The organism is Pseudobutyrivibrio xylanivorans (assembly GCF_010906925.1).
In the GTDB taxonomy this organism is placed as follows: domain Bacteria; phylum Bacillota; class Clostridia; order Lachnospirales; family Lachnospiraceae; genus Pseudobutyrivibrio.
Map to the genome: position 1 here is coordinate 366,482 of NZ_VTVE01000003.1, position 23,422 is coordinate 389,903.

Here is a 23,422-nt window from a genome sequence, read left to right on the forward strand (position 1 = left end):
TACTCTTACTGTCACAGGGTGTTAATTTAAATTTGTCTGTAGCTATCAAGCTCTAAGTGTTGCCGCAGGAGACGTGTTAGTCGATGAAGACAATATCTTAGGCTTGAGAGCGTAACAGACGGATTGATATCAATAGGAGGAGAATACAATATGACAGCTAACGAGTATATTAAGATAAGATTTGGTCGACACATGGATCAGTGCACTAATGAGGAAATCTACATTGGCCTATTAGAGTATGTTAAGGATAAGGCTCAGAATAAAGAAATAAAGGGTGGCAAGAAGAAGCTTTATTATATAAGCGCAGAGTTTTTGATTGGTAAGCTTCTATCAAACAATCTGATTAATCTTGGTATTTATGATGAGGTTAAAAAGGAACTTGAGGCAAATGGAAAGTCACTTGCTGAGATTGAGGAAATAGAGGTGGAGCCATCTCTTGGTAATGGTGGTTTGGGACGCCTTGCTGCATGTTTCCTTGATTCCATTGCTACACTTGGTCTCAATGGTGATGGTGTGGGACTTGCTTATCATATGGGACTTTTCAAGCAGGTATTTGCAAACAATCTCCAGAACGAGGAGCCAAATCCATGGATGTCTGAGCATAGCTGGATGACAAAAACAGACAAGACATATCAGGTGGATTTCGGTGGATTCAACGTACAGTCTCGTATGTATGATATAGATGTAACTGGCTATGATTCAGTGACTACAAAGCTCCATCTTTTTGATGTGGATACAGTTGATGAGTCTATTATCAAGGACGGAATCAATTTTGATAAGAGCGAGTTTACTAAGAATCTTACACTTTTCCTTTATCCAGATGATTCTGATGAAAACGGAAGACTTCTTCGCGTATACCAGCAGTATTTCATGGTTTCAAATGCCGCTCAGCTTATTTTAGATGAGGCAGTTGAAAAGGGCTCTAACCTTTATGATTTGCCAGAATACGCTGTTATTCAGATAAATGATACACATCCATCAATGGTTATACCTGAGCTTGTTCGACTCCTTCAGATTCGTGGCCTTACTATGGATGAAGCGATTGATGTGGTTTCAAAATGTACCGCATATACGAACCACACAATCCTGGCTGAAGCCCTTGAAAAGTGGCCAATCCACTTTATGATGAAGGCTGTTCCACAGCTTATGCCTATAATTAGAGAGCTTCACAACCGTATTGCTAAAAAGGTGTCTGACCCTGATGTGGCAATTATAAGAGATGGCCTTGTGCACATGGCACATATGGATATCCACTATGGTATTTCAATCAATGGTGTTGCGGCTCTTCATACAGAGATTTTAAAGGAAACAGAGCTCAATAAATTTTACAAGCTCTATCCAGAAAAATTTAATAACAAGACAAATGGTATTACATTCCGCCGCTGGCTTTTGTATTGCAATCCAGAGCTTGCTAGCCTTGTGGAGGAGCTTATTGGCCCAGGATTTAAAAAGGATGCCACAGAGCTTAAAAAGCTTGAGCAGTACATGAATGATGATGTTGTAGTAAATAAATTCCTTGAGGTAAAGGATCTTCGCAAAAAAGTTCTTAAGGATTATTTGGCTAAAACACAGGGGATTTCACTTGATGAGAATAGCATTTATGACATTCAGATTAAGCGACTTCATGAGTACAAGCGTCAGCAGATGAATGCTCTTTACGTGATAAACAAATATTTTGAGATTAAGGAAGGTAAAAAGCCAAGCCGTCCAATCACAGTTATTTTCGGTGCAAAGGCTGCTCCTGCCTATGTAATTGCAAAGGACATTATCCACCTTATCCTTTGCCTCCAGGAGGTTATTGCAAATGACCCTCAGGTAAGCCCATATCTCAAGGTGGTTATGGTTGAAAATTACAATGTGACACTTGCTGAAAAGCTTATTCCAGCCTGCGATATCCATGAGCAGATTTCTCTTGCTTCAAAGGAGGCATCCGGTACATCTAACATGAAATTTATGTTAAATGGTGCTGTTGCCATTGGTACTATGGACGGTGCAAATGTGGAGATGCATGATTTTGTAGGCGATGACAATATCTTCATTTTTGGTGAGGATTCTGATACTGTCATTAAGCGTTACGCTGAGGGCAGCTATGTTTCAAAGAATTACTACAAGAAGGATAAGAAATTAAAGAAGGCTGTAGACTTCATTATTTCAGATAAGCTTTTAGAGGTAGGCCAGAAAGAAAACTTGGAGCGCCTTTACAATGAGCTTTTAAACAAGGATTGGTTCATGACATTCCCTGATTTTGAAGACTATTGTGCAACAAAGGAAAAGGCCTATAAGGCATACGAGAACCGACTTGAGTGGGGCCGCAAGATGATTAAGAATATTGCAAATGCAGGCTTTTTCTCAAGTGACCGTACAATAGCACAATACAATGAGGATATTTGGAAATTGTAAAGACTGTACGGTGGCGGTTTCGCGAAGATTAGATTGATTTTGGGGTTATGGCATGATAGAATATCACTTAGTTGTGACCCAGTAAGGGTCTAGGTAGGAGGATTATTTTATGAGCCCATTAGCAATTACTTTGCTTGTTATCGCAATAGTGCTTATCGTAGCTATTGTTGTTTTATATTTCTTAGGTAAGAAGGCTCAGGAGAAAGAGGCAGCTCAGAAGGAGCAGATGGATGCGGTTGCACAGCAGGTTTCAATGCTTATCATCGATAAGAAGCGTATGAAACTTAAGGACGCAGGTCTTCCAGAGGCTGTTGTTAAGGAGATTCCTTGGTACGCTAAGAACACAAAGGCTCCAGTAGTTAAGGCTAAGGTAGGCCCACAGATGATGACACTTCTTTGCCAGGCAGATATCTTTGATGAGATGCCAGTTAAGAAGGAAGTTAAGGCTACTGTTTCTGGTCTCTACATCACAAAGGTTAAGGGACTTAGAGGTGGCAACGCTCAGGCAGACACTAAAAAGAAAAAGGGTCTTAGAGCATGGGCTGCTAGAAAGCGCAAGGAACTTGCAGAAGAGCAGGCAAATACAAAAAAGAAATAAAATTAAGAATCTATAGTAAAACACCTTGTTTTTAAAGCAAGGTGTTTTATTTTTTTATGCAACGTGCTAGAATTGAGTAAATAGTCAGAATAATGTCCCATCTATATGGGAAATAATGATTTTATTCATTATTAGAATTATGTTATGAAACATGGAGGAATTATGGAAAAAATTTTAAAAATCAACAAGCGAATTGTTGCGTCAATTCTGTGCATTTGCTTGGCATTTGCCTTTGTGCCTAGTTTAGAAGTAAAGGCAGCAGCAAATGACAACATCCAGGCTGTAGCGGCAGTCTTCGATGAGGCATACTATGCCACAATGTATCCAGATGTAGCAGCAAATGCAAATGGTAGCCCACTTTATCTTTTAAACCATTACGTAAATTGCGGTATTTACGAGGGTAGAAATGCTAGTGCTACTTTTAATGCAACAGATTACAAGACAAAGAACCCAGATCTTGTTGCTCTTTACGGAGACAACTTGATTGCTTATGTTTACCACTATGTTCACATGGGAGCAGCTGAGGGAAGAGATGCTACACCAACAGTAGGTGGTGGAATAGAAGTTCCAAAGCAGCTTACACTTCTTGGAGTATATGCTACAGAGTACGATCCAACAGCTGCACGTGCAACTAATATTGCTCTTGCTGCATCCAGCGTTAATGGCACAGTAGTTGCCCCAGGAAAGACATTCTCAGCAAATAGTGCAATTGGTCCTCGTTCTACAGCAAATGGATATGTTACTGCTCCTGTATTTATCAACAAGGAGCATGCAATGGGACTTGGCGGTGGTATTTGTCAGGTTTCTTCTACTATCTATGCAGCAATGAAGGTGGCAGGAATTCCGGCTACAGAGCGTCACGCTCATTCCCTTCCTGTAAACTATCTTCCTGCTGGTTGGGATGCTACAATTTCATGGGGTTCCCTTGATATGAAATTTGTAAATCGCTATGACAAGAACATGGTTATTTACATGAATACAAACAATGGCATTTTGACAGCTGCGTTATATTTGCAAAATTAGTCGTTTTGTCTAATGGATTTATAACGAAGCTGATGTTATAATTCTCTCATAATGTTATGCAAGTAGAGGGAGTGTTGGTTTTGGAAGATATCCTTAGCAAGAAATCACCAGAAGTCACCGAATTGGTTGATGAGATAAATAAAATTCGCAAGGTAGACAACGAACGTCACCTTGATTTGGCATGCGATTTATTTGACATGGCCCAGGAGCGAGGCAATGACGATCTTAAGGATTTTGCTAGCTGTATTTTGGGCGATGCTTGCTGCCAAAATGGTGATTACTCCCAGGCTCTTTACTATCTGTCAGCAGGTCTTCAGGGACTGGCTCAGACAGATGAATATCTTTTAGCGTGTCTTTGTTACAATGAGCTTGGCATCATTTTCAGAAGTGAGTGCCACTATATTACCAGTGAAGAACATTTTATAAATTGCATAGAGTTGGCTAGAGCTCAGCGCCTGTATGGCGCTGAGGCTAATGCCTGCACCAATTTTGCCTCACTTTGCAAGGAGATGGCATCACCTGAGAGAGCTCTTGAGTACAACTATAGAGCTATTGAGTGCTGCGCATACATGGAGGATGGCCTGCAGAAGAGCTCTGTTATGGCGGGCAATTACGCATGCATCTTCAATATATATTGTGAGATGGGCAAGCAGGCTAATGCAGAGGATGCATATAAAGAGCTGGAAAAGGTTATGGCAGAGTGTCCAGCCTGCGAGAAATATTTCGATATTATTCTTGCTAAGTATCATTACTATCGCATGATAGGTGATGAAAAAAGGGCAGAGGAGACATTAAATGATACTCTTGCAGCATTTTTCTGCTGCGATGATTACTATACATATTTTGACGAGATCAAGGATTTGCTTCAGATTCTCCTAGAAGAAAAGCAATATGAGACTCTTGAAAAGATGTTTATCAGAATCGCTGAGACATCAATAAGAGGAGATGTTTCCAATCTGAATCTGTTTGTTTGCAATTGCAAGATTCAGATGTATGAGGAGCTTGGGGATGAGCAAAAGAAGCTTCAGTGTGCTTACGATTATTTCAAGTATTCACAGCAGCAGTCTATCGATAATAAGAGAGCTTTCCTTACCACCCTTAGACTTCGTTCTGAGCTTGTTCAGCAGCGCACCAGAAATCTTTTCCTTTCTGCAGCAGCGGAGACAGATCCATTGACTGGAATCGCCAATAGACTAAAGCTCAACTCAGTTATAGATGAGCTTTTCGATATGGCAAATAAAGAGGGTAAGAATCTAGGTGTGGAGATGATGGATGTTGATTCCTTCAAGCACATCAATGACAGCTATGGTCACGATATGGGAGACAAGCTTCTTGCAGCCATAGGTCGCGTTCTTAAGAAGATTGTAAGTGACAATATTTTTGTTGCCAGATATGGTGGCGATGAGTTTATCATTTATTACTACGATATGAGCGATGAGGAAATTGTGGAAAAGGCAAAGTTTATCCAGAATGAGATAGATGCAGTATCTAAGAAATTAGAGCTTGAAAGAGTCACTCTTTCTCAGGGTGTGGTCAACCACATTCCACAACATGGAAACAGAGCTTGGGACTATATGAATTCTGCTGATTATGCTCTTTATTTTGTTAAAAAGCATGGCAAGGCCAATGTGAGACTTATCCACAAGCGAGTTGACCTTGAAAAGGAAGAATGGAAAAAGGTATTTTAGCCCAAGAATTTTGACACTACAACAATTAAAATGTAAAATATGTAATTAACTGGACAGAAGACTTCTATCAGTCTTCTGTCAATTTGTGTAAAGGGGTTTTGTTATGGCGAAACTGTATTTCTATTATGGCGCAATGGGCTCATCAAAAACTGCCAATGCGCTTATGACTCATTTCAATTACGAGGAGGTCGGTCAGAATGCTCTCCTTGTTAAGCCGGAGGTAGATACTCGTTTTGGTGAGCGAGTAGTTCGCTCTAGGATTGGTCTTGAACATGAGTGTGTTTTCCTTGAGGATCTCATGGAGATGTCTGAGGAGGAGATTAAAAAATACGATTGTATTATTGTGGATGAGGTGCAGTTTGCCACACCGGAGCAGGTAGATTATTTGTCGGATATTGTTGATTTTATGGATGTGCCTGTAGTAGCTTATGGATTGAGAGCTGACTTTAGAAATGAGCTTTTCCCAGGTTCAAAGCGTCTCATTGCTATCGCAGATGTTATTCACGAGGTGAAAACAGTCTGCTGGTGCGGTCGCAAGGCTACTTGCAATACCCGTTACAATGAAAACGGAGTAGTGCGCTCGGGTCCTCAGGTCATGCTTGGTGCCAATGATTCTTACGTAGCACTTTGCCGTAAGCATTTTAAATTGGGACAGTTAGCTCCTGAAAAATAGAAAGGATTTTCCATGTTATCTAATATAGGAATTACATTTGTATTTTTTATATATAGCTTAATCTGGCTCCAGCTTCCAGGTATGCTTTTTGTTCAGCTTCTTTTGCCTAGGAGACTAAAGGTAGCCACTAGACTTTTAGCTAGCTACTTTTTAGGTTTTATGTATCTGGCGTTGGTATATTATATCCAGTCATTAGTGGGATGTAGCTGGCTTATTACTGCAGCTGGTCCTGTGGCCACAGCCAATTTTCTCTTTGTATATTGGAAAAAGGGCAGACCATCTATATTTAATGCAGGGGAGAAGCTTAGCCTGTCATTTATAGTTATTTTTGTGGCTACATACATTATATCGCTGATTAATTTTAAGCTTAAATTTATTGGAGCTTTATCTGGACAGACTACCCAGATTTATCATGATTTTCTTTTCCATACTGGAAATATTGTATCTCTTAGCAAGGGCTTCCCTTCTGGAGATATTCGAGTTGATGGTCTTACATTTTACTATCACTATTTTTATGAGCTTATTTTTGCTATGTGCAAAAATATCTTCCATTTTGATGCCTTCAAGACATATCTCAATGGAAATGCATTAGTGTGCGCTTGGCCACTTTCCCTTTCTCTTATGATTATAGGAGAGCGACTAAAGGGCGGCAGATACTGCAGACCTAGGACATTCTTTTTCTATTGCATAGGTACTCTAGTGTCTTGCATTTGTTTGCTTCCTCTTAATGTGGTGGGCGGTACATTTCCAGTGTCTTGGCTGGACAATCACCTATTTGGCAATGGAAATGCTATGGGCCTTGCTATGGCTCTTACCATTCTCTGTGTGGACATACTGGTGGAGGTTTGGTACGACAAATATTCATTCAAGGTGATGTGCGCAATTTTTGTGCTTGCAGCAGCTACTACTGGATTTAAGGGTACATCTGGAGTTTTGCTTGCAGCTATTACTTTTATCGTATTTGTTGTAGAGCACGCTATCACCAGGAGATTTCACTGGGGTAGATTCTTGTATGTAGTCGCCACTGTTGTAGGCTTTTGCTTTACATATATGACAGTTACAGTTGGACTTAGTTCTACAGGCTCTAATAACAGAGCTATGACCCTCACCCCTGAGGGCACCTTAGAGGCAGGGCGTGTAGGTCAGATACTTTCTAAATTAGGTATTGATTACATGGATTCTCCTTGGATTATACCTGCAGTGATTGCAGCAGCTATTTGTATTGTTGGACCATGTATTTTGCCATTTGTTGGATTTACTGTTTCAAAATTTAAGACTCTTATACATGATGGAGTTATCGGCAATATTTTTGATTGGTTTGTCATAGGCTCAGTTCTTATGGGCGTTATCGGCTTTTGCTTTGTTTCTGTGCCAGGACTTTCTCAGGGATATTTTGTCATTACTAATGCGGCCTTTATATTCTACGGGGCTATGATGTATGTCATAGACAACAGAGGTAATTTGATATCGCACATTATGAATGGATTCTGGTGCTTGGGAACCCTGTTTTTAGTGGTAGATATAGCATACTTTTGCCGCGACGACATCAGACAACATGCTATTTATAAAATGGAAGCAGGCGACAGAGCAGATCTTGTTTCTCGGGATACCATGGAGGCTTATCTATGGCTGAGGGACAATACACCTGAGGATGCCAAGATAGCAGTAGATAGATTTTCAGAAGAGCTAGATTATCGCAATATTTATTTTTATGCAGGAGCCTTTTCTGAGAGACAGTGTTATCTAGAAGGGTATGATTACTCAGATATTAGCGAGGAGCGCATTGGCGCAATGCGAGCTGTCAATGAGAGATTCTATAGCAGCGACTGGAAGGAAGCTGATGTAGCTATTGAGATTTGCGGCATTGATTACATCGTTGTGACAGACATGGGACATCCTGATTACCAGGGGGACAACTGGCAGTTAGATTTGGTGTTTGAAAATGATGATGTTAGAATATATAAATACAACTACGAAGCTAAGCCATAAGAAAGGCAAGGTAAGATGAAGGAACTAGAATATCCATTTGACAGTGATTATTTACTTTCCAAGAAAAAGAGAATAAAAAAGGAACTGCTTGCTTCAGATGTTAAATTCATCGACAAAAAAGTAGCTATATTAGGCGGTAGCACCACAGCTAATATTATGCTGATGATGGAGCTGTTTTTGCTTAATAATGGTATTCGACCTACCTTTTATGAGAGCGAGTACAATAAATACTACGAGGATGCAGTTTTTCCTAATCCAGAGCTTGAAGAATTTGCTCCAGATATTATTTACGTTTGCACTAGCAATAGAAATATCAGCGATTATCCAGATTTATCTATGTCTAGGGAAGCGGTGGATGAGCTCCTTAACAGCCAGTACGCCAAGTACGAGACAATCTGGAAGACATTAGCTGAGAAATATAATTGCCCAATTATCCAGAACAATTTTGAGATGCCTCTTTTTAGGCTTATGGGCAATCGCGACGCATATGATTATCATGGTCACATGAATTTTATCTCTAGACTCAATCAGCGACTTTATGATTACGCTGAGGCCACTGAGAACTTCTACATCTGTGACCTCAACTATATTTCGGCAGACTACGGACTTAAGGAATGGTCAGATCCATTTTACTGGTATATGTACAAGTATGCTATGTGTGTGCCTGCTATACCTAGTCTTGCTTTTAATGTTGCCAATATTATCAAGTCAATTTTCGGTAAGAATAAAAAGGGATTTGTCCTTGATTTGGATAACACTCTCTGGGGCGGTATTATTGGTGATGACGGTGTTGATGGAATTGTCATTGGACCAGAGGAGGCTGAGGGCCAGGCATACAGCGAATTCCAGCAGTATCTCAAGGCACATCAGCAGCTTGGTATCATTTTAAATATTGATTCGAAAAATGATTATGAGAATGCAATAGCAGGAATTAATCATCCGGACAGTGCATTTAAAGAGGATGATTTTATCTCTATTAAGGCCAACTGGGATCCAAAGGATAAAAACTTTGCAGATATAGCAAATGAGCTTACCCTTCTCCCTGAGAGCTTGGTTTTTGTTGATGATAATCCTGCTGAGCGCCACATTGTAACAGAGCAGCTTAAGGGGGTGTGTGCACCTGAGCTTGATAATGTGGTTCACTACATACAGACTATTGATAGGTCAGGATTTTTTGAGACCACAAGCATTTCTGCAGACGATTTAAAGCGCAATGAAATGTATCAGGAGAATGCAGCTCGTGCCAAGCTACAGAGCAGCTTTATAGATTACGGTGAGTATCTTGATTCTCTTGAGATGACAGCTGAGATTGATGCTTTTTCGCCAGTTTATATGGCGAGAATTGCACAGCTTACTAACAAGTCAAATCAGTTCAACCTCACCACTAAAAGATATACTCAGGCTGAGATTGAGGCCACTGCAGCAGACGACAATTATGTCACACTATACGGCAAGCTCATCGACAAGTTCGGTGACAATGGAGTGGTAAGTATCACAATTGGCCACGTTGATGGCGAAGCTTGCGATATTGATTTATGGCTTATGAGTTGTCGAGTTTTAAAGCGTGATATGGAATATGCTATGATGGATGAGCTTGTGGCTCGTCTTAAGGCTAGAGGAGTTAAGACACTTCGCGGTCACTACCTTCCAACAGCTAAAAATAAAATGGTTAAGAATTTCTACGGTGATATGGGATTTACACTTGTAGAGGAAAAAGAGGATGGAGCATCTGATTGGACACTTGACCTTCAGGGCTATGTCGACCAGAATACACACATTAAACGCTAGTTTATAAAAGAGGTATTATGTTAAAAGATATTATTGCTAATAAAAAATTAATAGCAAAGCTTGCAAAAAATGATTTCAAGCAAAAGTTCGCCGGCTCCACACTTGGTGTTATCTGGGCTTTTGTACAGCCGGTTATCACTGTGCTTGTGTACTGGATTGTATTTGATAAGGCACTTAGCGCAGGAAGTCAGGGCACAAGAGAAGGAATAAAGGCACCATTCGTGCTTTGGCTATCAGCAGGTATTGTTCCCTGGTTTTATTTTAGCGAGGTACTTTCGGCGGGCACTGTTGTATTGCAGGAGTACAATTACCTGGTTAAAAAGGTGGTATTTCCAATTAACGTGCTTCCTGTGGTAAAGGCAGTATCATCGCTATTTGTCCATGGATTTTTCGTGTTATTTACATTGGTTATTTATCTGCTTTATGGATTTGGAATTACACCATACATTTTACAGGTTATTTATTATTCATTGGCAATGATGATACTTGTAGTAGGACTTATTTATTTATCAAGCGCCCTTTGTGTGTTCTTTAAGGATATGGCGCAGCTTGTTAATATTTTCCTTCAGGTTGGTATTTGGGCTACACCAATCATGTGGAATTTTGACGATATGCTCGATAAAATTCCTCTATGGCTGGCGTATTTGCTTAAGCTTAATCCAATGTATTACATAACAAGCGGTTATCGCGATTGCTTTATAGCACGTGTAGGTTTTTGGAATCGACCATTGCTTACCGCATATTTTTGGATATTTACAGTGATTGTATATCTCATTGGTACCCACGTATTTAAAAAATTACAGCCACAGTTTGCAGATGTGCTATAAGAACTGTAGCAATTCGATAATGAAAATTTTATGTAGCTGTGAAGCTCTAAGTGTTGCACAAGCAAGGCTTTTGAATGTCAGTGGACGGTAATGACAACAACATTTAAGCCATGTGGTTGTAATAAAAAAATATATAAAAATTGCTCGAAATTTTCGGGCAATTTTTTTATTGGAGTTTTAATGTCAGATAAAAGTCTCCGTGGTACAATATAAATAGCTAGAAGAGAGGGGGCTTGAATTATGAGGGGGTTATTATTTTCTAAAGTGAGGAGAACCGTTGCTGTCAGCGTGGTTGCCTTGCTTTGTTCTTTTCTATTCTTCAATGAATTCAAATTTTTACCAGCCGACGCTGATGAAGATATTGTGGTTCAAATAGTGGCTCACAGAGGTTACTCGGGAGCCTATCCTGAGAACACCCTTAGTGCCTTTGCAGGAGCTTATGCATGCGGTGCTAAGACGGTTGAATTCGACGTAAGAAAAACAAAAGATGGGGAGCTTGTTATCTTCCACGATGACACGCTAGAGAGATTTACTGGTGACGAGTCTACAGTTGCGGACTACACTTATGATGAGCTTCTTCAATTGGATGCCGGTTCTTGGTACTCAATTGATTTCATCAGTGAGCGTATTCCTACTTTGGATCAGACATTATCACTTCTTCAGTCTACGAACATGCGCATGTTCTGTGAGCTGAAAGACATTGGTGATGATCCAGAATTTGTGCAGCAGGTCTATGACAAATGCGCTGAGTATGGTGTGCTTGATAGAGTGATTTTCTTATCATTTAACTATGATTATTTGTCAGCTATCAAGGCAATCAATCCAAGCCAGCCAATAATGGTGCTTGCATCATTTGGTAAATCAAATTTACCAACAAAATATCCTGCTGATTACTACGGAATCAACATGAAGACTCTCACACCAAAGACTGTTAGAGCAATTCATGAGGCCGGAGCTAAGGTGTATTCATATGCGCCAGAGAACAAGGGCCAGATGCTTTCTTTGCAGCGGTTAGGCGTTGATGGAGTAATCACAGATTACGCTGATATTGACGCTTTATAATTCTATATCCTCCGCTTCAGGTATGGGGTTGCCTGAAGCTACTGTGCAAGTGGCACCTTTTAGGTGCCACTTTTTTTGCTGTTTATTGAAGGTCCTTCACATTATATACGACTGTGTTGTCATTTTGGTTGCATTAAGTTTCAAAATATATAAAAAAGCGCGGGAGATAGATTGATACACAGTAATTGAATAATACTTTATAATATGTGATAATATACTATAAGATACAAAGAAGAGGAGTATACCAATGATTACTACAGTAAAGAAAAAAGAATTGAATTTTGTGCAGTGTGTTTGTTTAGTATATATTGCTCAGCTTTTTGTGTTCGTAGTTCATATGATTGATGCGTGGCATCCCTTTATGTTTAATTGGATTGATTGGATTTTATATATACTATGCATTAGCATGGATGCAATAGCATCGAGATGCTTGGGTGATTTTGGCACAGAGGATGTGCATAAAAAGTTTAAAGGAAAATTCTTTAAGTTATTTAGCTGTGAGCTTGTAATCTTAATTGTGGACATGTTCGCGGATTATATTCTTTGGCCGTTCATTCCATTACTTATCGGATTTATAGCAAAGTATGTGATTTTGTTTAGCGTCCCTTTAGATGCTTTTAAATATGTTTCTAATCAGTTTTCTCTGAGGGAAGAATATGATGATGTAAAACAGATAAACAAGTATAAAAAACAAAACATTATAATTGGCGTATTAGTTATATTTTTTCTTGGGTTGCATGTTTTTAAGAAGGATCAAATATGGGTATATGTAGGATTCGTATCATGCGCAATTTTGTGGGTAGTAGATTTTATTTCCTCTGCTAAGGTTATGCAAGAAAAAGATGATTATCTAAAGATTGGCAAAATGGTAAAGGATACTGAATCTGAACCACTTCAGGTCGAGAAAATATTTGTAGACCATACTTTAGATAATACTTCAGAACGCCAATTGGAGTATAAAGAAGAGGTTGAGAAAGTTGTATCAGCTAAGAAAAAATTGGCAATTAAGGTTGCAAAGAAACTTTTTAAAGTCTGCGGGGCTGTATATGGAATAATGGTTTTGGCAAGCTTGGTTGGCCAGAATATTTATCATGGTGGAGAGTATTATCTCTATGATGAAAACGGAAATAAAGTTTCTGAACAATCTTCTGCAGTGGAGTTCAATACAATCTGGGATGATTCGCACAGAGGCTATGGGAGTTCTGAGATGCTCTCTTTTAACTATTATGTTTGCACCAAAGAAAATATAATGCCACAATGGACGGGTTTACATAAAAGCAGATATGGAATAATACGTGAAGATGGCAAAACGAATGGCAAAAAGTATTTGAATCATTTAATCACTCCAGATAGTAATGGGTGCTTACCAGATGGTGAAGGACATATAATTGATGTTTCTAGAGATATAATTGCTGATATGCCATATAGTTATAAGGCTAAGATATCTAATAGAACCAAATTAATTAGAAAGTTGTTTCCATGTAATTATTCTAAAATGTTTTTATGGGGTGCTAATGATGGATATATATACGATGGAATATATAAGCTGGAATCGGGGAATTATATTTCTGAAAAAGGTAGAATCAAATACTATTCAGAGGTGTTTGATGGAGAAGGAACATGCGATACTCAGGGGCATATAATATTGTCCCCTAAATACATATCTATTGATATAACAGCGGATTTAGATGTAACTGTCGTAGCGAATGGGGATTATACCTTTGATGTTTATGATGGCGATGGTAATTGCTTAACTGAAGATTTTTTGAATATAAATGATATAGGTATCGTGAAAGATGCTGAGTTAATTAAATTTAACGCAGATGTTGAGCATGATCCGAATGAAGAAAATTATAATTGGGGCGATATGATACTTGATTATCAGGGGAATGTTATTGAATATGATGTAACGATAGAATATGGAGATAGATATAGTGACCATATTACATACTACAAGGATGGGCAGAAATATAAAATAGGAGCTGACCATGTAGCTCAGCCTATCACAGATGAAAACTAAATTAGCTTTACTAAGGGCGGCCTGGCGGGCCGCCACTTTTTGGCCCTAGGGGACGGGGTTAGTGGTCCATTTTTATTTTGGCCCTATGATCCCGTCCCCTAGGACCATTTGCTCTTGTAGCGTTTTATGTTAAAATATAGTGTAAATTTGGAGGCACTATGAGCAATAACGTAATCGAGGTAAAGAACGTAGACAAGGTCTACAAGCTTTACGACAGTAACAAGGCTAGAGTGGCGGATACTTTAGGCCTTACAAGAAAGAAAAATTACAAGGAGCATTTCGCTCTTAAAGATATGTCCTTTGAGGTTAAAAAGGGAGAGTGTGTGGGACTCATTGGAACTAATGGTTCCGGAAAGTCTACTATTCTCAAAATTATCACTGGTGTACTTTCTCCTACTAGAGGAGAGGTTAGTGTAGATGGCAGGATTTCAGCTCTTTTGGAACTTGGTGCTGGATTTAACCAGGAGTACACAGGTATTGAAAATATTTATCTTAATGGCACCATGCTTGGCTACTCCAATGAGGAAATAGATGCTAAGCTTGATGATATTTTGGCATTTGCAGATATAGGAGATTTTGTTTTCCAGCCTGTTAAGACATATTCATCTGGTATGTTTGTCAGACTTGCATTTGCGGTAGCTATCAATATTGATCCAGAGATTTTGATTGTTGATGAGGCACTTTCCGTAGGTGATGTTTTCTTCCAGGCTAAGTGCTACAAGAAGTTCGAGGAGTTCAAGGAGGCAGGCAAGACCATTCTCTTTGTATCCCACGATTTGGGTGCAATCAGCAAGTACTGTGATAGAGCAATTCTTATCAACAAAGGTGACAAGGTGGCTGAGGGCACTCCAAAGGATATGATTGATATTTACAAGAAGATTCTTGTAGGTCAGGAGCCAGCCCTTAATAGCAAGGTTGATGCCTTGGATGATTTGACTGAGGCTAGTCCATTAGCAGATGATGGGACTCTTTGGAAGTCTAACTATCAGCTTAATCCAAATGTTAACGAGTACGGCGATGGAAGAGCAGCAATCGTTGATTTTGCAGTGATTGATGACAATGGCACATTTACTAATGCCATTATGAAGGGTAGCACCTTTACAGTTAAATCCAAGGTACACTTCAATACAGATATTGAAAATCCGATTTTTACCCTTACATTTAAGACCCTCAAGGGTATAGATGTGACAGGCACTAATACTATGTATGAAAAATGTGACGTGGGCCTTTGTAAGGAGGGCAGCGAGTACGTCGCCACATTTACTCAGAAGATGGATATGCAGGGAGGAGAATACCTGATGTCTATCAGCTGTACTGGCTATGATGGAGTGGATTTTGTTGCTTATCATAGACTGTATGATGTAATGAATATTACTGTTGTTAGCACTAAAAATACCGTGGGATTCTATGACATGAATTCCAAGGTCAGTGTTGAACAGGTTAAATAATGGGGTGAGTTCTGAGAAAAATGGAGGAGAGTCTATGCTTCAAGAAAAGTACAACCGACGTATTTTTGATGAGGGAACTGAGGACGCGATACAGATGCTTTCGCATATGCGAAGCAATGTACTTTCGCCTCTTAACATAAGAGAAGGTGACAATGTATTGATTCTCAATCCGGACAGTGTATCCCTAGTTGAGTGGCTCCTTGAGAAAGCCTCGGATGTAACCGTAGGGATGACAGAGGATTATAAAGACGAAATGATAAATGTCCTATCCATGTTACCCAATGTGAAAAAAGAGATTATTAAGGATATTAAGGGCACATTTAATATAATTATCAGCTTAGGCCAGTTGGTAGAGACACCTACAGTCCTAAAGAGATTACTTTCAGCGGAGGGCAAGCTTGTATATGCCCTGTCTCAAAAGGATAGACTTTCGTCTTTCACAGAAAAGCTTCTTGATGAGGCTGGTTTTACTGACATCTTAAGCTATAGAGTTAGTCCTGATTACTTGTACACTACAGAGATTTATGCGGAGGATTACAAAGGGGGAGGAGCAGGTGATTATCTGCTTATTGCGAAATAATAATGGAACGATTACTTTACGAGAAGCTCTCTAATGAGCGCAACCCAAAATATAATATTATCACCGACATAGTAGAGCGAGATGGAAAAAAGGTGGTAATAAAAAAGCCATACGATGAAATGGCTATAGACCATATTCACAGAGTTTATGATAGTTACAGAGGCTTGCAAAATGTTTTGCAGGGCTCTGATTTTTGCGTAAATGAAAGTGAACTTGTAGGGGATACCATTGAGAGTGAGTACCTAGAAGGCGAGCATATTACAGCTGATGATGCCACAGCATATATCGAGGCTGTTAAAAAGGCATATATGGGTCACGCTAAGGAGTTTGTCTCATCACCAGAGTTTGAGCAGGTGTTTGGTTCTGTGGATTTGCCTAGAGGAGTGCTTGCAGCAAACTATTTAGATATAGATTTAATTTTTGAGAATATTATCAAAACAGACAAGGGCTGGGAAATAATTGATTACGAGTGGACATTTGATTTTTTAGTGCCAATCAACTACGTGTTATATCGAGCAGTGAAGTTTAGCCAGCTCCCAGGCAATTTGGTAGAGATTTCGGATGCTGAGAAGGCAGTATATCAGCAAATGGAGGATCATTTCCAAAAGAATTACTGCTTCAAGGACGTGAAGAATCTATTTGAGCTGAGAAAGCATGCGGATAGCCACAGCAAGACAGCAGCAGATTTTGCTATTGCATCTCGTGATTATCAGATTAAGCAGCTTCAGGAGCTTATCGCAGCCAAGGATGTTCACATCAGAAATATTGAGGCTGTAAATGCTGAGCTTCGCACTATCTACGACAATACTGTTAATACAAAGGGCTATAGGGCTCTTGAAAATATCCGTGCCTTCAAGGCATTTATAACTGGCAAGGACACACCTGCCAGACAGGAGCGCAGACAGCGCAAGGAATTTGACAAGGCAGCTAAGCTTGCAGAAAAAGAAGCTAAAAAACTTGCTGTAAAGGGCGAGCTTCCACCATCAGTTGCTGTGCATTTGCACCTTTTCTATGTGGATTTGCTACCTGAGTTTGTCAGCTATTTTGCTAACATTCCTTTCAAGTTTGATTTATACATTTCGTGCACGGAGGATTCTGATGTCAATGTAATCAGAGCAGGTCTGAAGGAGCTTAAGAATCTGGGAAAGGTCGACATCAGACAGCTTCCTAATAGAGGACGTGATCTGGCTCCTTTATATGTTAAGTTTGCAGAGGAAATATTAAGTCACGATTATTTTTTACATATACACAGCAAGAAATCCCTTTATTCCGGACAGGAAAAGGGGGGCTGGAGACAGTTTTCTCTTGAGTTGCTTCTTGGCTCGCAAGAGAAGATTAATCACATTATGGAACTGTTTAAGACTGGCAATGCTGGACTTGTGTATCCAGACATTCACGAGGAGGTTCCTACAATTGCCTACTCTTGGTTAGCAAATGAGGCTATTGGTCGACAGCTTTTTGAAGAATATGATTTAGGCGATATGCCATCAGTTTTCAACTATCCAGCAGGTTCATTTTTCTGGGCCCGCACAGATGCCCTTCGCCCACTTTTGGAGCGAGGCTACAGCTATGAGGATTTCCCTCAGGAGCATGGTCAGACTGACGGTACACTTGCTCACGCCCTAGAGCGTATTGTTCCATTTGTATCTAGAAAACAGGGATATGATGATTATATTTTGTATCTCAAGGACGAGGATACAGCGAAGAACAAGAGCCTTAGACCATTTTTTAACACCTTCAAGACTGACAAGGAAATTCTCACTATGAAGCTTGCAAGCTATGATGTGATTTCCTTTGACATCTTTGATACCCTCATCACTCGAGGTATTTATGAGCCTGACGATGTGTTCAGACTCATGGAAAAGATAATTAAAAATACATACGGCAAGTCTGTTGACTTTTTGAAACTTAGAAAAGAGGCGGAGGCAGCAGCCACTGAGAAATACGGTGCCCTCACCACAATAGATAAGATCTACGTGGAGGTAGCTAAGGACAAAGTAATCGGCGATATTGCCATGGATGTCAAGCGCCTTGAAATCGACCTAGAGACTAGACTTTGCATGCCTAGAAAGGACATGGTAGAGATATTTAATTCTCTCAAGGCTATGGGCCGACATGTGATTCTTGTAAGCGATATGTATCTCAACAGAGTTGAGGTGGTAGGCCTTCTTCACAGGTGTGGAATCGGTGGCTATGATGAGCTTTTGATTTCATGTGAAGTAGGAGCTAGAAAAGATGATGGCTCAATGTGGGATTATGTACTTTCTGGAATTAATCCAGACAGATTTATCCATGTGGGAGACAATTTCCGCAGCGACTCACAGATTCTCATGGATAGGGGAGTTGCAAGCCATATAGTTCTCAATTCAAAAGCTATGCTTGAACTGTCAGATTTCACATATCTTGCTGATTTTGCAAGAACAAGTCTTGCCAACTCAATTATGGTGGGACAGGCAATTAACGGAGGTATTTTCAATTCTCCATTTGCATTTGGCGATACTGGAAAGCTTACATTCAAGGATATCTACGATTTTGGATATACCACTATGGGGCCACTTATGGCCAGATTTGTCCAGTGGATTGTTGAGGAAAATAAGGACAATAAGGAACGACTCCTTCTTTTAGCGAGGGAAGGCTACATGCTACAGAAAATGATAGAAGGATACTGCGGCTGTAGAGGACTTGAGGTTCCTGATATACATTATTTCCTTGCTTCTAGAAGAGCCTGTGCGGTGTCCGCTCTTGAAAATGACGAGGATATTCGAGAGCTTATTCTGCAAAAATATCAGGGCAGCTTCAGCAATCTTTTGAATGAGCGATTCGGTGTTGAGATTCATGAGGATGATGAGGATAGACAGCTTGATTACAACAGTAAGCCAGAAGAGATAATGGAGATGCTTGCTCCTTATAAGGCTGAGATTTTTGCCAAGGCGGCTAAGGAGAAAAATGCATATATTAATTATGCTAATGAATTTATCTCAGGGGCCAGCGATATTGCTGTTGTGGACGTAGGATTTTCAGGAACAATCCAGTATTTCCTTATGAAGCTTACTGGTAGAGATATAGCAGGACATTATCTTGCTCTCCATTCTAACAAGCCTGAGCGAATTGGCGGTAAGGCAGATGCTATTTTTGAAATTCGCGACAAGAAATTAATTGATAATAGCAAGCTTTTACGGTACCAGCTTTTCCTTGAAAATGCCCTTAGCGCGCCATCAGGTCAGCTTATTAATTTTACAATGGAAAACGGCAAGCCAGAGCCACACTATAAGGACGACGATTTTGTTAGCGACCAGGTCAAGAGGCTTCAGTTTGGCATGATAGACTTTGTTCTTCAGTATGCTTACGCCAGCAAAAATTCTCCTGATGGTCTTTTTGCAGATACCACACTTGTAGAAGATTTATTCTATGATATAATTGCAGCTGGCACACTGACTGAGGATATTGCGGATTCCCTCACAGTTGAGGACGGCTATAGCCGTGGTGGTGTTCAAAAATTTGACGTGGAATCTGGCACATGGAAAGTGAGCTAGTTATTCCAAATGATGAATTAGAAGGAAGAAAATATTGAGAGATACTTTTAATGTGGTGTTTATCAGATACCACCTGACAAAGAAAAATACACTATTATTCCAGGGATTTTACCCATTTGACAATCCTAAGGGATATTCCCTTGTGGCAGAGCTTAATGGCAAGCCTTATGACATGGATATTACTATCAATGAAGGCAATGAGGTGCGCCGTCGCTACATAGCAGCTCACAAGAGTGTTTCTAAGGAATATGTGGGAGAGATTCAGCTTCCTGAGGAGTTGTCTTCAGTTAGAAGCCTTCGTCTTATTTGCGTATTAGGTGAGGATGGAACAAAGGGACAGGTTCGTTCAGTAGTTTACAAGGCTACTGGCAGAGACCTTGAGAAGCTTAAAAAGGAGTATGAGTACAACTTAGAGCGCTCTGCTGTTACCGATGATAAGATTCAGATTCTTGGCTGGGCAATTGGCAATGTTCCAGAGGAGTTTCATCTCTACGATGGCAATACAGAGATTCCAATCACTGTTAAGCGTATGTTTAGAAAGGACGTTTACGGTGTTTATCCAGAGCTTACTGAAAAGTGCGACTCTGGTCTTGAGATAGTTTTTGACAAGGGAGACTATAAAAAGCTTCGCCTTACCATCACTGCAAATGGTCAGGTATACGATTGCAAGGTGGATACAGCCCATGTTTTGACAGGCGGCAATCTCCTTCCAAAGAAGAGTCTCTGGGAGCGTATCGAGCTCTATCGCCAGGACAATGGTCTTGGTGCTACTATCAGACATGCCATTGATAAATTTAAGGATGCAGATGCACCTAAATATACATACATGGACTTCCTTACAAGCTTTGGCCCTACAGAGGTGGAGCTTCAGCGTCAGCGTGACGAGAAATTTGAGTACAATCCTCTTATGAGTATTGTTATTCCTATGTATATGACTCCTGAGAAATATTTGATTGAACTTATTGATTCTATCAGGGCTCAGACATATTCCAACTGGGAGCTTTGTCTTGCAGATGGCAGCCCAAAGGATATTATGGGCGAGTTCATTGCCAAGAGATATGGCAGTGATTCTCGTATCAAATACACTCACCTTGAGAAAAATTTAGGCATCTCAGACAATACTAACGCAGCAATTGCTCTTGCAACAGGAGATTATATCGTGCTTTCAGACCACGACGATACACTTGCACCTAATGCAATGTATGAGCTTGTTGCTGCTATTAACAAGGACAGAAGCATCGATGTGCTTTATACTGACGAGGACAAGATTTCCATGGATTCCAAGGAATATTTTGAGCCAGTATTCAAGCCAGATTACAATTTAGATTTACTTTGTTCTGTAAATTACATTTGCCACCTTTTTGTTTTCAGCAGAGCAATCTATGAAAAGGTTGGCGGTTTCAATAAGGAATACGATGGTGCCCAGGATCACGATTTGATTTTGCGTTACTGTGAGGCAGCGACCAAGGTTCATCACGTTCCAAAGGCCCTCTATCACTGGAGAAGCCATGCAGCGTCCACTGCTATGTCTGCAGAGTCCAAGCTTTATGCATTTGATGCAGGAGCCCGCGCTGTTCAGGCACACTATGATAGACTTGGCATTCCAGCCACTGTAGAGCAGGATACATTCTACGGTTGCTATCGCACCACATATCATTGGAACAAGGAGCCACTTGTTTCAATTATCATTCCTAACAAGGATCACACTGATGACCTTGATAAATGTATCAAGTCAATTGACGCCAAGAGTGTTTATAAAAATATTGAGTTTGTTATTGTGGAGAACAACTCCACAGAGCCTGAGACTTTTGAGTACTACAAGAGCATTGAAGGACGTCCTGATGTGAAAATAGTTCGCTATGAGACACCAGGATTTAATTTCTCAGCGATTAACAATCTAGGCGCTAAAAATGCCAGCGGAGATATGTTCTTACTTCTCAATAATGATACTGAGATTATCAATGAGACCTGCATCAAGGAGATGGTAGACGTGTGTCTTCGTCCTGATGTTGGTATCTGCGGTGCATTACTTTACTATCCTGACAACACTGTCCAGCATGCAGGCGTTGTTATGGGAATAGGCGGTATCGCGGGTCACACATTTGTTGGACTTGAGCGTTCAGAGCCAGGCTACATGTTCAGAGCGGTGACTACTCAGGATTTATCAGCAGTTACAGCAGCTTGTCTCATGATTCGAAGAGAAGTATTTGAGGAAGTTGGAGGTCTTACAGAGGACCTTGCAGTTGCATTCAATGACGTGGACTTTTGTATGAAGGTCCGCGACAAGGGATATCTTGTAGTTTACAATCCACATGCAGAGCTTTATCACTATGAGTCAAAGTCTCGTGGATACGAGGATACCGGCGAAAAGGTTGCTCGCTTTAATTCAGAGGTAGAAAAGCTTGAAAAGCTTTGGCCAGAAATCCTTGAAAAGGGTGACCCTTACTACAATCCAAATCTCTCGATTCTGGATGGGTGGTATCGTCTCAAGGAAGAATAATATAAGGAGTTTATTATGAATAGACGTATTGCTGTGGCAGGTACAGGCTATGTTGGTCTTTCGATTGCTACGCTGCTTTCCCAGCACAATCATGTTGTAGCAGTGGATGTTGTACCTGAAAAAGTTGAATTAATCAATAATAAAAAATCTCCAATTGTAGATCCTGAGATAGAGGACTATCTTGCAAACAAGGACCTTGATTTGGTTGCAACTTTAGATGGAGAGTCAGCATACAAGGATGCAGAGTTTGTTGTTATTGCTACACCTACAAACTACGACAGTGCTAAGGACTATTTTGATACATCAGCTGTAGAGGCTGTTATCGACCTTGTGCAGAAGGTTAATCCTAATGCATACATGGTAATCAAGTCTACAATTCCTGTAGGCTACACTAAGCGCATCCGTGAGAAGACAGGCTCTGATAAAATCTTATTTAGCCCAGAGTTTTTGCGTGAGTCTAGAGCGCTTTACGATAACCTTTATCCATCTAGAATTATCGTAGGTACAGACGAGAATGATGCAGAGCTTACAAAGGCAGCTAAGGATTTTGCTGCACTTCTTGCTGAGGGAGCTATCAAGGAAAATATTGATACTCTTGTTATGGGATTTACAGAGGCAGAGGCTGTAAAATTATTCGCAAATACGTATTTAGCTCTTCGTGTTAGCTACTTCAATGAGCTTGATACATATGCTGAGACAAAGGGACTTGATACACAGGCTATCATCAAGGGCGTTTGCCTTGACCCTCGTATCACAGACCAGTACAATAATCCATCATTTGGCTACGGCGGATACTGCCTACCAAAGGATACCAAGCAGCTTCTTGCTAATTACAACGATGTACCACAGGAGCTTATCCGTGCAATCGTTGAGTCCAACAGGACTCGTAAGGATTTCATTGCAAATCAGGTTCTCAAAAAGGCTGGCTACTACACCTATGAGGATATGAATCAATACAGCAAGGAACATGAAAAGGACGTAACTATCGGCGTATATCGTCTTACCATGAAGTCCAACTCTGACAACTTCCGCCAGTCATCTATTCAGGGTGTTATGAAGCGTGTCAAGGCAAAGGGCGCCACTGTTGTTATCTACGAGCCAACACTTGAGGATGGTACAACATTCTTTGGTTCTAGGGTTGAAAATGACATCGAGAAATTCAAGGCTATGAGCGATGCCATCATTGCTAACCGCTATGACAGCTGCCTTGATGATGTAAAAGACAAAGTATACACAAGAGATGTATTCTCTAGAGATTAATTAAATTTGCTGAAATAAAAGGATTCAGAAACT

The 23,422-nt window shown here is 40.2% G+C and carries 15 protein-coding genes; all 15 read left to right on the forward strand.

The genetic code is table 11. The features are described from left to right. The first annotated feature begins 150 nt into the window (after positions 1–150). The 15 genes from F0Q01_RS10990 (at position 151) to F0Q01_RS11060 (ending at position 23,389) form a co-directional block, all read left to right on the forward strand. Positions 151–2,400: a glycogen/starch/alpha-glucan phosphorylase gene (locus tag F0Q01_RS10990; protein ID WP_090488900.1), complete on the forward strand. Its 2,250-nt coding sequence runs from the start codon at positions 151–153 to the stop codon at positions 2,398–2,400. Positions 2,401–2,509: 109 nt separating this feature from the next. After that, positions 2,510–2,998 (forward strand): hypothetical protein, encoded by a 489-nt coding sequence (locus tag F0Q01_RS10995; RefSeq protein ID WP_090488902.1) that lies wholly within the window; start codon positions 2,510–2,512, stop codon positions 2,996–2,998. Between the two features lie 162 nt (positions 2,999–3,160). Continuing rightward, on the forward strand, positions 3,161–4,021 hold the full coding sequence (locus tag F0Q01_RS11000) for a VanW family protein (protein WP_163927233.1): 861 nt from the start codon (positions 3,161–3,163) through the stop codon (positions 4,019–4,021). Positions 4,022–4,101: 80 nt separating this feature from the next. Continuing rightward, on the forward strand, positions 4,102–5,709 hold the full coding sequence (locus tag F0Q01_RS11005) for a GGDEF domain-containing protein (protein WP_163927235.1): 1,608 nt from the start codon (positions 4,102–4,104) through the stop codon (positions 5,707–5,709). A gap of 103 nt (positions 5,710–5,812) precedes the next feature. Next, a complete protein-coding gene (locus tag F0Q01_RS11010) occupies positions 5,813–6,382 on the forward strand; it encodes a thymidine kinase (RefSeq protein WP_090488908.1) in 570 nt (189 codons plus the stop codon). A 12-nt stretch (positions 6,383–6,394) separates the two neighbouring features. Further along, positions 6,395–8,371: a hypothetical protein gene (locus tag F0Q01_RS11015; RefSeq protein ID WP_090488910.1), complete on the forward strand. Its 1,977-nt coding sequence runs from the start codon at positions 6,395–6,397 to the stop codon at positions 8,369–8,371. A 15-nt stretch (positions 8,372–8,386) separates the two neighbouring features. After that, positions 8,387–10,159, forward strand: coding sequence for an HAD-IIIC family phosphatase (locus F0Q01_RS11020; RefSeq protein WP_090488912.1), 1,773 nt, complete (start codon positions 8,387–8,389; stop codon positions 10,157–10,159). Between the two features lie 17 nt (positions 10,160–10,176). Continuing rightward, positions 10,177–10,986: an ABC transporter permease gene (locus F0Q01_RS11025; RefSeq protein ID WP_090151247.1), complete on the forward strand. Its 810-nt coding sequence runs from the start codon at positions 10,177–10,179 to the stop codon at positions 10,984–10,986. 240 nt (positions 10,987–11,226) lie between these two features. Further along, positions 11,227–12,048, forward strand: coding sequence for a glycerophosphodiester phosphodiesterase (locus F0Q01_RS11030; protein WP_090151250.1), 822 nt, complete (start codon positions 11,227–11,229; stop codon positions 12,046–12,048). 247 nt (positions 12,049–12,295) lie between these two features. Continuing rightward, positions 12,296–14,068, forward strand: a complete 1,773-nt coding sequence (locus tag F0Q01_RS11035; RefSeq protein ID WP_090488914.1) for a hypothetical protein — start codon at positions 12,296–12,298, stop codon at positions 14,066–14,068. Positions 14,069–14,226: 158 nt separating this feature from the next. Then, entirely contained in the window at positions 14,227–15,516 is a 1,290-nt protein-coding gene (locus F0Q01_RS11040) for an ABC transporter ATP-binding protein (protein WP_090488916.1), read from the forward strand. Positions 15,517–15,550: 34 nt separating this feature from the next. Next, positions 15,551–16,096 (forward strand): hypothetical protein, encoded by a 546-nt coding sequence (locus F0Q01_RS11045; RefSeq protein ID WP_090488920.1) that lies wholly within the window; start codon positions 15,551–15,553, stop codon positions 16,094–16,096. 2 nt (positions 16,097–16,098) lie between these two features. Further along, positions 16,099–19,629 (forward strand): rhamnan synthesis F family protein, encoded by a 3,531-nt coding sequence (locus F0Q01_RS11050; RefSeq protein WP_090488921.1) that lies wholly within the window; start codon positions 16,099–16,101, stop codon positions 19,627–19,629. Between the two features lie 34 nt (positions 19,630–19,663). Continuing rightward, a complete protein-coding gene (locus F0Q01_RS11055) occupies positions 19,664–22,129 on the forward strand; it encodes a glycosyltransferase family 2 protein (protein WP_242941869.1) in 2,466 nt (821 codons plus the stop codon). A 15-nt stretch (positions 22,130–22,144) separates the two neighbouring features. After that, on the forward strand, positions 22,145–23,389 hold the full coding sequence (locus F0Q01_RS11060; RefSeq protein WP_090488925.1) for a nucleotide sugar dehydrogenase: 1,245 nt from the start codon (positions 22,145–22,147) through the stop codon (positions 23,387–23,389). The last annotated feature ends 33 nt before the right edge of the window (positions 23,390–23,422 follow it).